The organism is Mycobacterium farcinogenes (assembly GCF_019739075.1).
Classification (GTDB): domain Bacteria; phylum Actinomycetota; class Actinomycetes; order Mycobacteriales; family Mycobacteriaceae; genus Mycobacterium; species Mycobacterium senegalense.
This window is the reverse complement of record NZ_CP081673.1, coordinates 265818-280587: the sequence shown is the minus strand read 5'-3', so window position 1 is coordinate 280587 and position 14770 is coordinate 265818. Positions and strand designations below refer to the sequence as shown.

Here is a 14770-nt window from a genome sequence, read left to right as displayed (position 1 = left end):
TCAATGCAGGTTCTGGTCGTCGACAACTATGACAGCTTCGTGTTCAACCTGGTCCAGTATCTGGGCCAGCTCGGGGTCGACGCGCAGGTGTGGCGTAACGACGATGACCGCCTGGCCACCGAAGCCGACCTCGCCAAGGTGGCAGCTGACTTCGACGGCGTACTGCTGAGTCCCGGTCCCGGCACCCCGGAACGGGCCGGAGCCACCATCCCCCTGGTGCGCGCCTGCGCGGCGGCCGGCACTCCCCTACTCGGGGTCTGCCTCGGTCACCAGGCGATCGGCGTCGCCTTCGGCGGCACCGTCGACCGCGCGCCCGAACTACTGCACGGCAAGACGAGCGTCGTGCACCACGCGGACACCGGGGTGCTCAAGGGTCTGCCGGACCCGTTCACCGCGACCCGGTACCACTCGTTGACGATCCTTCCCGAGACGGTGCCCGATGAGCTCGAGGTCATCGGGCAGACCGACGGCGGGGTCATCATGGCAGTGCGGCACCGGGAGCTGCCGATTCACGGTGTGCAGTTCCACCCGGAGTCGATCCTCACCGAGGGTGGCCATCGGATGCTGGCCAACTGGCTCGGCGTCTGCGGTGCGGCCCCCGAGGAAGCTCTGGTGGCCGCCCTCGAAGCGGAGGTGGCTCGCGCCGTAGCGGCGGCTACGACGCGAAGCTCAGCGTGATCCGTGCGTCGCGGTTCACCCCGGTGCCCGCCGGCGGGCTCTGGGTGACCACGGCGTTGGTGCGCTGACCGCTGTCGCGCACATCCGGGCCCTTGTCCAGCACACCGGTCCAGCCGAGGGCGGTCAGCCGCGGGTAGACGTCGTCCCAGAACTGGCCGACCAGGTTGGGCATCACGAACTGATTGCCCTTCGAGACGTGGATCTGAACCGGGGTGTCCTTGGGCACCGAGGCGCCGGCGGCCGGTTCGGTGGCCACCACCTGTCCGGCGGGAGCGGTGTTGTCGACCTCGATGACGACGGTGCTGGCGAAACCGGATGCGGTCAGGATCTGCTTGCACACGTCGACACTCTGGCCGCCGCAGTCGGGAACGGCGGTGTTCTCGGGACCTGAACCGACCACGAGCGTGACCTCGTAGATGATGCCGGCGGTCTGATTGGCCGGCGGGTTCGTCGCGAGCACACGCCCCTTCTGCTCGGGTGTCGACGGACTCGGCGTTTCCTTGACCTTCTCGAAGCCGGCGTCCTTGAGCTTCTGCCGGGCCTGTGACGGGGTCAGGCCGGCGACGTCGGGGATCTGGGCCTGCTGGGGTCCCTGCGAGACGTTGACGGTGATCTCGTCTCCGGCGGCGAGCATGCTGTTGGCCGCCGGGTCGGTGCCGATCACCACACCCGGGGGCACCTTGTTGTCGGTCTGGGGCTCTGTGCGGGTCTTGAAGCCCCGGTTCTGCAGGGCGGCAACGGCATCCGCGGACCGCTGGCCGCTCACATCGGGCACCTGCACGTCGCGGGGGTTGCCGCCGATCATGTTGATCGCCACCGTGACCACGACGGTCAGCACCGCCAGCACCGCGACGGCGATCAACCACCGGGCCACCGACGTATTACGGTCGGCCGGCCGGGGCACGACCATGTTCTGGGTGGGGGCACCGCCGCCCTGGGCCAGCATCGGACCGGAATTCATCATCGACGTCCGCTCGGCGTCGGTGAGCACCTTGGGCGCCTCCGGGGCCTCACCGCTGTGCACCCGGATCAGATCGGTGCGCATCTCGGCCGCCGTCTGGTAGCGGTTGTCCGGGTTCTTGGCCAAGGCCTTGAGCACCACGGCGTCGAGCTCCGGCGAGATGCCGGTATGCCGGTGCGACGGCGGAATCGGATCCTCGCGGACATGCTGATAGGCCACCGCGACAGGGGAATCACCGATGAAAGGTGGCTCCCCCGTGAGGATCTCGTACAACACGCAGCCCAGCGAGTACACGTCGGAGCGGGCGTCGACCGTCTCACCGCGAGCCTGCTCGGGTGACAGGTACTGCGCGGTGCCGATCACCGCGGCCGTCTGCGTGACGCTGTTGCCGGTATCGGCCAGGGCCCGCGCGATGCCGAAGTCCATCACCTTCACAGCGTTGTTCTTGCTGATCATGATGTTGGCCGGCTTGACGTCGCGGTGCACGATGCCGTGCTGATGGCTGAAATTGAGCGCCTGGCACGCGTCGGCGATGATCTCGATGGCCCGCCGCGGCGGGATCGGGCCTTCGCTGTGCACGATGTCGCGCAGCGTCACACCGTCGACGTACTCCATGACGATGTAGGGCAGCGGTCCGTTGGGTGTCTCCGCCTCGCCGGTGTCGTACACCGCCACGATGGCGGGATGGTTCAGCGCCGCCGCGTTCTGTGCCTCGCGGCGGAAACGCAAGTAGAAGCTGGGGTCACGGGCAAGATCGGCGCGCAGCACCTTGACCGCGACATCACGGTGCAGGCGTGTGTCGCGCGCCAGATGAACTTCGGACATACCACCGAAGCCGAGAATTTCACCGAGTTCATATCGGTCAGAGAGGTGCTGAGGCGTCGTCATCGCAGTATCTGTTCCGGTGCCGCTGATATGGCCGGAGGGTCGATCCCGGCGTCTCGGGGCATGATCACGTGGAATGCCAGGTTCGGCAACGCTGCCGGGGTCTGGTAGGGCGTCGTCTGGGTCACCGTGTCGGTGACCGTGGGCGGTGGTGACTGCTGCTGATCCTTGCGGTCCTGCGCATTGAGCACGATCAGGATCGCGATCACGATAGCCAGCGCGCCGAGTACCCCGGCGGCCCACAGCAGGGCCCGCTGACCCGACGAGAACGTGCGCCGGGCGGGCTGCACAGGTCGGTGCGCAGCTGCTGTCGGCCGGGCCCGGGTGGCGGTCACCGGAGTGCGACCGGACAGGTCGGCTGCGGCGCGGGCCTGGGCGGCCGACGGCACCGCAGCCGGCGCGGCCCGGCCCAGTGTCGGCGCCTGATTGGGACGCGGAGGACGGCGTCCGGAGCGCACCGCGGCGACCGCGTCGGCGAACGGGCCACCCGACTTGTAGCGCATCCCCGGGTTCTTCACCAGGGTGATCTCGATCAGCTCGCGGACATTGGGCGGCAGATCGGCGGGCAGGGGCGGCGGCGTCTCCTTGATGTGCTTCATCGCCACCGTCAACGCACCGTCACCAGTGAACGGGCGCTTACCCGAAACCGATTCGTAGCCAACGACTCCCAGTGAATACACGTCGCTGGCGGCGGTGGCGTCATGGCCGAGGGCCTGCTCGGGCGCGATGTACTGGGCGGTGCCCATCACCATGCCGGTCTGGGTGACCGGGGCGGCGTCGACGGCCTTGGCGATACCGAAGTCGGTCAGCTTCACCTGACCGGTCGGGGTGATCAGGATGTTGCCCGGTTTGACGTCACGGTGGACCAGGCCCGCGGTATGGGCCACCTGCAGGGCGCGGCCGGTCTGCTCGAGCATGTCCAAGGCATGACGCAGCGACAGCCGGCCGGTGCGCTTGAGCACAGAGTTCAACGGCTCGCCGTTGATCAACTCCATCACCAGATAGGCCGTGCGTCCCTCCCCGTCCAGCTCGGTCTCGCCATAGTCGTACACGCTGGCGATGCCGGGGTGGTTGAGCATCGCCACGGTGCGGGCCTCGGCACGGAACCGCTCGACGAACTCGGCATCGGTGGAGAACTCGGCCTTGAGCACCTTGACCGCGACGCGTCGGCCCAGCCGTGAGTCGACGGCCTCCCAGACCTGACCCATGCCGCCGGTGGCGATCAGGCGCTGCAGCCGGTACCGCCCGGACAGCGTGACTCCAACCCGGGGACTCATGAATCCTCCCGTAGCGCCGCCGCAATCGTGGCGCGTCCGATCGGGGCGGCAAGTGCGCCGCCGGTGGCCGACAACCGGTCCCCGCCGTCCTCGATCAACACCGAGACCGCGACCTTCGGGTCGGAGGCCGGTGCGAATGCGATGTACCAGGCATGCGGCGGAGTATTACGGGGATCCGTCCCGTGCTCTGCCGTACCGGTCTTCGAAGCGATCTGCACGCCGGCGATGGCTCCCTTCTGCTGAGTCACCTGCTCGGCGGCGACCATCAAGTCCGTAAGTGTAGCTGCGACCTGGGGTGACACCGCCCGGCGCTCTTGGGCGGGCGCAGTGGTGGCGATGGTGGTCAGGTCGGGTCCTTTTAGGCTATCCACAAGATACGGGCGCATGGCGATGCCGTCATTAGCGATGGTGGCGGCCACGTGCGCGTTCTGCAGCGGGGTCAGCGCGACATCGCGTTGCCCGATGCTGGACATCCCCAGGGCGGCCGCGTCGGCGATCGGCCCCGTGGTGGATTCGGCCACCTGCAGCGGGATCGTCGGCGGCGGCGAGTCCAGACCGAACGCCTGGGCGGCGGACTTGAGTTTGTCGGCCCCGGTCTTGATGCCCAGTTCGACGAACGCGGTGTTGCACGATTTGGCGAACGCCTCGCGCAGGGTGGCTGTGGGGCCGGGGCCGCAGGAGGCCCCACCGAAGTTCTCCAGCGTGGCGGTGCTGTCGGGCAGCGCGATCCGCGGCGCCGCCGTCAGCTGGGTGTCGGGGGTGCTGCCGGACTGCAAGGCCGCCGCGGTGGTGATCACCTTGAACGTCGAGCCCGGCGGGTAGGTCTCGGAGATGGCGCGGTTGAGCAGCGGGGACTGCTCGTCGTCGCGCAGCTGCTGCCAGGCCTCGCTCTGAGCGTTCAGGTCGTGGGTGGCGAGTCGGTTGGGGTCGTACGACGGAGACGACGCCATGGCCAGGATCTTGCCCGTCGACGGCTCCAGGGCCACCACCGAGCCCTTGCACGGGCCGTCACAGCCGTGCTGCAGGGCGTCCCAGGCGGCCTCCTGCACCTGCGGCTTGATCGTGGTGTCGACGTTGCCGCCGCGCGGATCACGCCCGGTGAAGAAATCGGCCAGCCGCCGGCCGAACAGCCGTTCGTCGGAGCCGTTGAGGATCGCGTCCTCGGCCCGTTCCAACCCGGTGCTGGAGTACCCGAGCGAGTAGAACCCGGTCACCGGGGCGTAGACCTCCGGGTCGGGGTAGGTGCGCAGGAACCGGAACCGGCCTTCGGTGGCCTCCGAATAGGCCAGCAGCTGACCGCCCGCGGTGATCTGGCCTCGCTGGCGCGAGTACTCGTCGAGCAGGACCCGCTGATTGCGCGGATCGGCGCGCAACCCGTCGGCGGTGAAGACCTGGGTGATCGTGGCGTTCGCCAACAACAGCACGATCAGCACCATGATCGTGACTGCAACCCGGCGCAGGGAGGTGTTCATACCTTCTCGATCACCTCGGTGCTGGCCGCGGCGATCGGCGTGGGGTTCGGCGCCGGGGTGGTGGTGATCGGCCGGCGTGCGGCGTGCGAGATGCGCACCAGGATGGCCAGCAGGATGTAGTTGGCCAACAGCGAGGAGCCGCCGTAGGACATCCACGGCGTGGTCAGGCCGGTCAACGGGATCAGCTTGGTGACGCCGCCGACGACGATGAACAGCTGGATGGCCAGCGTCGAGGCCAGCCCGGCGGCCAGGAGCTTGCCGAAGCTGTCGCGCACGGCGATCGCGGTGCGCATGCCGCGGATGATCAGGATCGTGTAGAGCATGAGAACGCCTGCCAGCCCGACCAATCCGAGTTCTTCGCCGATCGCGGCGATGATGAAATCGGTGGCCGCGGCGGGCACGGTCCCGGGCTGTCCGTTGCCCAGGCCGGTGCCGAAGATGCCGCCGGTGGCGAAGCTGAACAGCGACTGCACCATCTGGTAGCCGGCCCCGTCAGGGTCGGCGAACGGGTCCAGCCAGGTTTCCACCCGCACCCGAACATGGCCGAAAACCTGGTACGCCACAATGCTTCCCGCGGCGAACAGGCCCAGCCCGATGAGCACCCAGCTGAGTCGCTCGGTGGCTACGTAAACCAGCACCAGAAACGACGCGTACAGCAGAAGTGAAGTGCCCAAATCCTTTTCGAAGACCATCACGCCCACCGAGGCGGCCCAGGCCAACAGCAGGGGAGCTAGGTCGCGAGGCCGAGGCAGGTCGAGGCCGAGGAAATGCTTACCCGCACTGGTGAACAGGTCACGCTTGGCTACCAGCACCGCGGCGAAGAAGATGAGCAGCAGAATCTTGGAGAACTCAGCGGGCTGAATCGAGAAGCCGGGAAACTGGATCCAGATCTTGGCGCCGTACTGCTCGGAATACCTCGCCGGCAACAACGCCGGAATCACAAGCAGCACAAGGCCGGTCAGTGCGCAGATGTACCCGTAGCGGGCGAGCATGCGGTGATCGGTCAGCAGGGCCACCACGATGGAGAATCCGATGACACCCACCAGTGTCCACATCATCTGCTGGTTGGCGGTGCCGCCGAGCCCGTCGGAGGCCGTCTCACCCTTGGCGAGGTCGAGCCGGTGGATCATCACCAGGCCCAGACCGTTCAGCAGCGCCGCGACCGGCAGCAGCAGCGGGTCGGCGTAGGGCGCGAACCGGCGCACGGCCAGGTGCGCGGCGCCCATCAGCGCGATGAACGCGATGACGTAGCGGATCAGATCCCAGCTCAGGCCCTGTTCCTGGTTGGCCTCGACGATCAGTAGCGCCACCGTGGTGATGAAGGCCGCAAACCCCAGAAGCAGCAGTTCCGCGTTGCGCCGATTGGGTAGCGGCGGCATGACGGTAACCGGCGACTGGGGTTGAGTCGTCATGACACAGCTCGGCAGTTCATCCCCGGTTCGGGTGGTGGGGGAGGCAGTGCGGTGACTGTCGGCGACGGGGTCGGTAAGACGGGAGCCGGGACGACGGGGGAACCGGGAGCCGGTGATTCGGGTGCGGGAGTCTCGGGGGCCGGCGGCTCGGCGCCGGGTGCCGGCGCGGGGCTGGCTCCAGGTGACGGCGACGGTGACGGCGAGGGACTGGGTGCCGGCGCGGGCTTGGAGGTCGTGGGCGCGGTGCGCGGTGCGCAGACGGGAAGGACCGAGCCGCGGGCCAGGTCGTTGATCTGCTGGATGGCTTCGTCCTGGGTTCCGCCGGGCAGGCCGGCCCGGACCGAGGCGCGTGCCGACGGGCGCATGTCGTCGACGGCCATCAGGCGGCAGCCCAGTGCGCTGCGGTCCTGGTCGGCGCTGATCAGCGACAGTTCGTTGCGGGCGTTGAGACAGCCCAGGCGATAGGGCTCCTGCAGCGAGATGCCCAGAAACGTGCCCTGGACCCCGCGCATGATCGAGACGGTGCCCTCGTGTTCTGCGACGTAATAGTTGTTGCGGATGATCTCGCGGCCGATGGCCAGCCCGCCGATGATCACCAGCAACAGCAGTATTGCGGCGATGAGGATGCGGCGGCGCGACCGTGGCCGGCGATCCGGCTCGGCGGGCTGGGGGATCACCCGTTTGGGCTCGTTGCGGCGGGGGTTGAACGCCGAGGCCCGCCCGGCGGCCGTATCCGGCGGTGCGCTCTGGTCGTCGTCCCCGGATACCGCGCCGGCCAGGATCGGCTGCGTCTGCCCGTAGTCGTAGTCGACGACGTCGGCGACCACCACGGTCACGTTGTCGGGGCCGCCGCCGCGCAGCGCCAGCTCGATGAGCCGGTCGGCGCTTTCGGCGACGTCCTCGATCTGCAGGGCCTCGTGGATGGTCTCGTGGCTGACCGGATCGGACAGACCGTCCGAGCACAGCAGGTAACGATCGCCGGCCTTGGCTTCCCGCATGATCAAGGTCGGCTCGACCTCGTGGCCGGTCAGAGCCCGCATGATCAGCGACCGCTGCGGATGGCTGTGGGCCTCCTCGGCGGTGATGCGGCCTTCGTCGACCAGCGTCTGGACGAAGGTGTCGTCCTTGGTGATCTGGGTCAGCTCACCGTCACGCAGCAGGTAGCCACGCGAATCGCCGATGTGGACCAGGCCCAGCCGGTTGCCGGCGAACAGGATCGCGGTGAGCGTCGTGCCCATGCCTTCGAGTTCGGGGTCGGCCTCCACGTGGGCCGCGATCGCGGAATTGCCCTGCCCGACCGCGGTGTTGAGCTTGCTGAGCAGATCGCCGCCGGGCTCGTCGTCGTCGAGATGGGCCAGCGCCGCAATGACCAGCTGTGAGGCCACTTCGCCCGCGGCATGGCCACCCATGCCGTCGGCGAGCGCCAGCAGCCGTGCCCCGGCGTACACCGAGTCCTCATTGTTGGCGCGAACCAGCCCGCGATCACTGCGCGCGGCGTATCGGAGAACGAGGGTCATAGTGTGTCTCGCGCTCCTTGTATGCGCGGCGTCACGGACGCAACTCGATTACCGTCTTACCGATTCGAACCGGTGTTCCGATCGAAACCCTTACCGCTGTTGTCACCTTCGCCCTGTCAAGGTATGTGCCGTTGGTCGATCCTAGGTCCTCGACGTACCACTCCGAACCTCGTGGCGAGAGACGGGCGTGGCGCGTTGAAGCGTAATCATCGGTGAGCACCAGGGTGGAGTCGTCGGCACGGCCGATCAGCACCGGCTGGGTACCCAACGTGATGCGGGTTCCGGCCAGTGCGCCCTCGGTGACCACCAGTTGCCGCGCGATATGACGTCCGTCCCGGCTCGGAAGCAGGGAACCGCGGAGCGCCAACCCCCGGCGAACCATCACGGCGCCCGTCGGCGCGTAGATGTCGGTTCGCAGGATGCGCAGCACCGACCAGATGAACAGCCACAGCAGCAGGAGGAAACCGACGCGCGTCAGTTGCAGCACTAACCCCTGCATCTGACGTCCTCTCCGTATCCGCCCCACTGGTGCCGCTCAGCTACCGTCGGCAACGTCACGATACTTGGACGCCGATCGCCGTGAGGGCGAAGCGGTGCGCTTGCCACCCAGGTGTGTCCGGTCTCGCCGGGCTCAGTGCACGCGCACGATGATCTCGGAGTGGCCGAGCCGGATGACGTCGCCGTCGGCCAGCTGCCACTCCTGCACCGGCGCGTTGTTCACCGTGGTGCCGTTGGTGGAGTTGAGGTCGGACAGCAACGCGACCTGACCGTCCCACCGGATCTCGAGGTGCCGCCGCGACACCCCGGTGTCGGGAAGCCGGAACTGGGCGTCCTGGCCGCGACCGATCACATTGGCACCCTCGCGCAGCTGGTACGTGCGGCCACTGCCGTCGTCGAGCTGAAGCGTGACCGCGGCACCGCCGGCGGCGTAGTCGCCTCCGCCGTATCCGCCCTGCTGGCCGCCGTAACCTGCCTGGCCGCCCTGGGGTGCGCCGTAATCGCCGCCGCCGTAGCCGCCCTGGTCGCCATAGCCGGGCTCGCCGTAACCCTGCTCGGGGTAGCCGCCTTGCTGGGGTTCGGGGTAGCCGCCCTGCTGAGGGTCGGCGTAGCCGCGACCGTAATCCTGCGGCTGACCGTAGTCCTGGCGTCCGTAGGGCTGCTGGCCACCGCCGTAGCCGCCCTGATCGGGGTAGCCACCGCCCTGGCGTGGGTCCTGACGACCGTAGTCGTAGTCGCCGCCGCCGTATCCGGGCTGACCGCCCGGCGCGGGCTGGCCGTAGCCGCCGCCCGGTTGGCCACCGTAACCACGGTCATAGCCACCGCCCTGCGGAGGACCGCCGTAACCGGCGGGCGGGCGCTGCTGTTCGTAGGACTGCGGGGGGTAGCCACCCTGGTCGGGATAACCGCCTTGATCCGGGTAACCGCCTTGGTCCGGGTAGCCGCCCTGATCGGGGTACCCACCCCGATCGCCGCCGCCGTAGCCGCCGCGCGCCGGGGGATAGCCGCCCTGATCCTGGGGCGGGTACCCGCCCTGATCCGGTGGGTACTGGCCGCCGCGGGGATCATCCTGCGGGTGTCCGTAACGGTCGTCGTAGTAATCGTCGCCGGGCCGCCCTTGTCCCTGGCCGCCGCGGTAATTCGGGTTATCGGTCATAGGTGGTTCTCCTGATTCTGCGGTGAACGCATGGTCGCCGTGGGCTCGCGCGGATTCGCCAGCGGTCGAATCGGGGTTGACCGCGCCGTGTGCGCGGAACTGTCCGGTGTGCAAGTTCGGTGATTGCTCGAATCTAACGACCACATCACCATACGTTTGCCATCCCTGATCACGAATGAATCCCCCCAGATGCTTGGCGAACGCGGTCGAGGTCAGGTCAGTATCGGCGCTTACTTTCTTATAGTCGGTGCCACTGAGCGTAATTACGTAGTCGTTCGGTGCCAAAACTTGTCCACCGGCCACCGTACGGGCCCTGGACTCGGCTTCCCGGCACAACGCCGTCTCTACTTCCTGGGGCACGATCGAGCCGCCGAAGACCCGGGCGAACGCATCGCCGACGGTCGACTCGAGTTTGCGTTCGATGCGGTCGACCAGACCCATGTCACCGCCCGCCTTTTCTCGTTGTCGTACGCCGCCTCGGCACGGCCGCCCGTGCTCCCGCGTGTCGCTCTGGCCACACTGCTCACAAGCATGGTATCGGCCTGGTGCCGTAAAGCGGGACCAACAGAACTCTGAGAATCCGATCGATGCAGGTCAGTGACCTGATCTAGATGAGCTTAAGGATTTTCTGACAATCGGACGGTCCCCTGATCGGCCTGGTGATCTGCCGGTTTGGGAACGACGCGCTCGCAGTGTTACGCTGCCTCGGTCATTCGGGCGAGTGGCGGAATGGCAGACGCGCTGGCTTCAGGTGCCAGTGTCCTTCGGGACGTGGGGGTTCAAGTCCCCCTTCGCCCACAGAGAGCGGTTCTACGAACTGCGACGCAAAAGGTCACGAACTCATTCGGGTTCGTGACCTTTTGCGTTTGGTGGTGGTCGACCGTCAGCGCGGCGACGCCGTCTTACGGAGCCGCCTTGTGGGCGGTGAGAAGCAAGGCCGGCAGGTAGGTGAGACCGTTCTCGTCGGTGCGGAAGTCGTGCTTGGGGAGGTTGGGGATGTCGGGCAGCCGGACCGCGACGTGGGAGGGCTCGATGCGCTCGACGGTCCAGTGTTTGGCGACGGCGTCGCGGACTTCGGCTTCGGTGACCAGGTTCGGGACCGGGCACGGTGAATCGACCGGCAGTGCGTCGGTGGTGAACACCAGGAGGTAGAGGCGGCCTCCCGGGTTGGCGGCGGCGTGGATGCCGCGCAGGTAGTCGTCGCGCGCGTCGAGGGGCAGCGAGTGAAACAGGGTGCAGTCGATAACGGTGTTGAACTGCGGTTCACCCAGGCCGAGACCCGCGAGGTCGCGTGCGTCGCCTTGAATGAACCGGGCGGTGAGGCCGCGGTCGTTGGCTTGCCCGGTGGCGTCGTCGATGGCCGCGGTGGAGATGTCTATGCCGGTGACGTCGTGGCCGGCTTCAGCGAGTGCGATGGTGAGATCGCCGATGCCGCAGCCCGCGTCGAGGACTGGGTCCTGGACCTGGCCGGCGGCGATGAGCGCGGCGATCGCGGGTTGGGGTTTACCGATATTCCACGGGGGAGGGCCGGCGAAGATGTGGCCGCGGTAGGCGGCGTCCCAATCCATGACATCTGACATGAGCTGCAGCGTAGCGGGCCGGTGCCGATCCGGCGCGAAGTACTGGTGAAGCCTCAAATCATTTCAGCGGCACGGCTCTTGGGCGTGCGATGTACCACGGGAAGATGGGGCGTTCGAGCATGAGAACGCCGAACGAGCCGCCGATGTTGGATTCGGCGATGGCTGCCTGGACGGTGGCCAGTTCGGTCTCGACGGCCGAACGGTCGGTGGATAAGGCCAAGCCCCATGGGACGTAGTGGTCGGCGACGTGGTAGCCGACGGTGTACTCGTACAGCGCCGGGCGGCGCTCGATGTCGGTTGCCGGCGCCCAGGGCAAAATCCTCTGCTCGATGAGGACGGCGTGTTGATCGTTTGATTCGGCGAGCTCAGCCTCTGCGGCGCTGCGATTCAGCGTGACCGTGCTTTGTTGCAGCGGATGGAGCTCGGCGTCCTCGCCGCGGCTGGCGACCGCATACACCAGCAGTGGAACCGGAACCGAGGAAGGTGTTCCTGGATGCATTGCTTCCTTTCCCGTTGTCATCTTCGCTGCGGCCGGTCAGAGGCGCTGGCGATATCGGCCGTGGGCCACTGCGGGCGTTGAACCGACGGCTTCGCCGATTTGTTTCCACGTGGCGCCGGCGTTGAGGGCGGCCGCTACCGCGTCGACGTCGGGTGTGCGGATGCGTTCGCGGCGGCGCTCGACAAGGGCGTTGGAGATGAGGGAGAGCACGTCCAGGGACCAGTCGAGTCGGTATGGCGACAGGGCGCCCCACTGGGGGTCGGCGGGATCTGCGGCCAGGAGCACCGCGGTGATGTCTTCGGCGTCGCCTCGCAGTGTCATGCCGGCCGCGGTGAGACGGTTCGTGATGCGGGTGCTGGCGATACGCCGGGCGGCCTGGAGAGCAGCGGCGCGGACCTCATTTTCATCACTGCAAGACGTTCCGTCTTTCATAGGTGTAGACACTAGGAGCCATCAGCAGTGATGACATCTGCTAATACAGTATGGCACGCATTGTTCTACAGGATGCGCCGGCCGCGGCTTCAGGGATGGGCGAGACCCTGCGCAGGCCGCCTCTCACCCAGATTGGATTCCATGGGGTCATGGAGACGCCTTTGCCACGATCTCGCGTTCACGCAGGGCCCCGCCACCCCATTATTCGGACCCGAGTCGACCAACGGGGACATCTCGTCAGAGTGGGTGGGCGGCGGGCCGTATGCGGCTGATGCTGCGTCGGCTCGGCAGTGTTGCCGGCGGCGCGACGGCCAGTCGCAGGACCAAGGCGATGGAGTCTCCTGCCCGCAGCTGCGTCAGAGCGTTGAATTCGCTTTGCAATTCTGCTAATTCGGCTGCGAAGGGCGCGGAAAGCTCCTCGAGTTCGGCTTGGGTGTGGGCATAGAGGAAAACCGGGGACACCGGCTGAACTCCGAATCCTTGTTGCTGGGCCGCGATCCACACGGCTTCGACTGCCGATCCGCCCGTGGCGTAGGCGTGCAGGTCGGTGCCGGCGACGGTGACGACCGCAAGAGCCGAGCTGGCCAGGACGCGGTCTCTCATGTCGTCGCCGAGTGCGGATCCGGCGTCCCATTCGGCGAGGTGCGCCATGACGTCGGGGCGGCGCAGCACGTCGAGAACGGCCATGTCGCCCGGATCGAACTCGAGGCTGCGTACGTCGATGCCCGTGTCCGGATCGGGGTCGCCGGGCCAGCGCAGCTCCGAAATCATCTCCTGGTGCAGGTGTGGGGTCAGGAAGCGGATGCGATCGGCTGCGGCGAGGATCGTGGCGGCCTGGGCGATGTCGTCGCGTTGGGTGAGCAGGTGCAGGCGTGCGCCGTGCTGCTCGGCCACGGCGGTGAGCTGCGTGACGGTGGCGTCGTCGAGCGGCTTGGGTGTGCCGTGGTGCCGGTTGGATTCGCGGGTCAGCATGGGCTGGTAGAGGCGCGCGAGCGCCGGGTCGTCGCCATCGGGGGTGATGCGCATGGTGGCCTGCAATGGCGCGTTGCCGGCGTCGGTGAGGCTGACGGGGCCGAGTACGTGGTGTTCGGCGGCGGCGATCTTGATGTTCAGCAGTGCCGCGCCCAGGGCGACGGCGCTGCCCCGGAACTCGAGGTCCATGGTCGAGGTGTGGTGGGGGTCGATGCCGACCGTGATGGAGTCCTCGGTGAGAACGATCTGCCAGGGCTGAGTGTTGCCGCCGGACGGGGCCCGCATGGCGGCCGTCGCGAGGTGTTCGAGCGGGCCGCCGTCGAGGGCCTGTGGGGTGTTCGGATCGTCGGTGGTGGTTTCGTAGCGATGCACCATGTCGGGCTCGTCGATCTGGCCCAGGGCCCAGTTGACGTCGATCCGACTGCGGCCGGAGCGGAGATCTTCGCCGAGGCCGATTCTGCGGACCGCTTCGGCGATCGCAGCAGCCCCGATGATGACGTCGGAGGCCATCTGCGGCCAGGTGGACAAGGTTCTGTCGATCTCGATCAGGGATGCGGCGGTGCGGGGGGACAGGCGCTCGGCTTCCAAATGGCGCAGGACGTGGGGGATTTTCTCCCGGCTGGTCATTCCGGGGAGCAGTGCGATGTCGAGTTCCCCGAGCAGGCCGTGCAAGATGGGGCGCTCGGGTTCCTGATCGAACCGCTCGACGTCGACGATGCCGCGGTCGCTGGTGGCCATCAGTACCGGGATCTGCAAGTCGCGGGCAGCGACGCGCAGCAGGGCTTTGATGTCGAGTGAATCGCACTCCTCGACTGCGATGTCGAGACCCCCGACGAAGTCGTCGAGGGTTTCGGCGTTGAGGCCGGCGTCGAGCACCTCGACGGGCAGGTAGGGGTCGAGCTCGGCGATTCTGCGGGCCGCGACGACAGCTTTGTTGATCCCGAGGTCGAAGACGGTGGCCGGCACGCGGTTGAGGTTGGACAGTTCAAGGTGGTCGAAATCGGCCAAGCGAAGTTTGCCGCAAAGCCCTTGGGCGGCCAGCGTGTGGGCGATGACGTGGCCCACGCTGAGACCGGCGACGCCGATGGTCAGTGTGCTGAGCGTGGTTTGCTCTTCGGCAGTGATGTTGTTGCGATTGCGGTCCAGCCGCAGCGCTTGGAATCCGCGGGGGCCGAGCACGGCGACGACGGCGCGGCGCCACGGGTAGTAGGCCCATCGTCGCTCCTCGCGCAACAGCTCGTCAGCCGGCGCCGGGCGAAGTGCACGCAGGCTTTCCAGTTGCACGTCGTGATCGTCGAGAAAGGCAATGTCCGGGTCAGCGCGGAGCTCGTCGAGGCGGGCTTTGTCGCCGGCGTCGGTCGGGTCGAGAACTTGTGCGCGGTAAGCGGTCTGCATGCTGTTCCTTCATCGATTCGGCACCGGGGGCGCCGA

General features: G+C 67.5%; 12 protein-coding genes and 1 tRNA gene. 2 read left to right on the top strand and 11 right to left on the bottom strand.

The genetic code is table 11. From position 1 onward, the window contains the following. Positions 1–3: 3 nt before the first annotated feature. Entirely contained in the window at positions 4–678 is a 675-nt protein-coding gene (locus K6L26_RS01140) for an aminodeoxychorismate/anthranilate synthase component II (protein ID WP_064894887.1), read from the top strand. Here the strand turns inward: K6L26_RS01140 and pknB are convergent. From pknB to K6L26_RS01105, 7 genes are all read right to left on the bottom strand, one after another. Continuing rightward, positions 656–2527, bottom strand: a complete 1872-nt coding sequence (gene pknB, locus K6L26_RS01135; protein WP_043368319.1) for a Stk1 family PASTA domain-containing Ser/Thr kinase — start codon at positions 2525–2527, stop codon at positions 656–658. The genes K6L26_RS01140 and pknB overlap by 23 nt on opposite strands. Next, positions 2524–3801 carry a protein kinase domain-containing protein gene (locus K6L26_RS01130; RefSeq protein WP_036390696.1) on the bottom strand — a complete coding sequence of 426 codons (1278 nt, stop codon included), beginning with the start codon at positions 3799–3801 and terminating at the stop codon, positions 2524–2526. The genes pknB and K6L26_RS01130 overlap by 4 nt, the downstream gene beginning before the upstream one ends. Continuing rightward, a complete protein-coding gene (gene pbpA / locus K6L26_RS01125; RefSeq protein ID WP_221852457.1) occupies positions 3798–5273 on the bottom strand; it encodes a D,D-transpeptidase PbpA in 1476 nt (491 codons plus the stop codon). The genes K6L26_RS01130 and pbpA overlap by 4 nt, the downstream gene beginning before the upstream one ends. Then, positions 5270–6685, bottom strand: a complete 1416-nt coding sequence (locus tag K6L26_RS01120) for an FtsW/RodA/SpoVE family cell cycle protein (RefSeq protein WP_076210594.1) — start codon at positions 6683–6685, stop codon at positions 5270–5272. The genes pbpA and K6L26_RS01120 overlap by 4 nt, the downstream gene beginning before the upstream one ends. Next, positions 6682–8202, bottom strand: a complete 1521-nt coding sequence (locus K6L26_RS01115; RefSeq protein ID WP_076210592.1) for a PP2C family protein-serine/threonine phosphatase — start codon at positions 8200–8202, stop codon at positions 6682–6684. Before K6L26_RS01115 ends, K6L26_RS01120 begins: the two co-directional genes overlap by 4 nt. 31 nt (positions 8203–8233) lie before the next feature. Further along, positions 8234–8701 carry an FHA domain-containing protein FhaB/FipA gene (locus K6L26_RS01110; RefSeq protein ID WP_019347010.1) on the bottom strand — a complete coding sequence of 156 codons (468 nt, stop codon included), beginning with the start codon at positions 8699–8701 and terminating at the stop codon, positions 8234–8236. Between the two features lie 132 nt (positions 8702–8833). Beyond that, positions 8834–10297 (bottom strand): FHA domain-containing protein, encoded by a 1464-nt coding sequence (locus K6L26_RS01105; protein ID WP_221852455.1) that lies wholly within the window; start codon positions 10295–10297, stop codon positions 8834–8836. 274 nt (positions 10298–10571) lie between these two features. Between K6L26_RS01105 and K6L26_RS01100 the strand changes: the two genes are divergently transcribed. Continuing rightward, positions 10572–10654, top strand: a tRNA-Leu gene (locus K6L26_RS01100). Between the two features lie 104 nt (positions 10655–10758). Here K6L26_RS01100 and K6L26_RS01095 read toward each other — a convergent pair. The 4 genes from K6L26_RS01095 to K6L26_RS01080 form a co-directional block, all read right to left on the bottom strand. After that, complete coding sequence (locus K6L26_RS01095) at positions 10759–11436, bottom strand: class I SAM-dependent methyltransferase (protein ID WP_245008665.1); 678 nt, start codon at positions 11434–11436, stop codon at positions 10759–10761. A 58-nt stretch (positions 11437–11494) separates the two neighbouring features. After that, the gene (locus tag K6L26_RS01090; RefSeq protein ID WP_131805818.1) at positions 11495–11956 is read right to left on the bottom strand and encodes a hypothetical protein; all 462 of its coding nucleotides are present in this window, start codon (positions 11954–11956) and stop codon (positions 11495–11497) included. A 15-nt stretch (positions 11957–11971) separates the two neighbouring features. Then, positions 11972–12367: a hypothetical protein gene (locus tag K6L26_RS01085; RefSeq protein WP_221852453.1), complete on the bottom strand. Its 396-nt coding sequence runs from the start codon at positions 12365–12367 to the stop codon at positions 11972–11974. 237 nt (positions 12368–12604) lie between these two features. Continuing rightward, the gene (locus K6L26_RS01080) at positions 12605–14734 is read right to left on the bottom strand and encodes an Rv1355c family protein (RefSeq protein WP_221852451.1); all 2130 of its coding nucleotides are present in this window, start codon (positions 14732–14734) and stop codon (positions 12605–12607) included. Between the last annotated feature and the right edge of the window lie 36 nt (positions 14735–14770).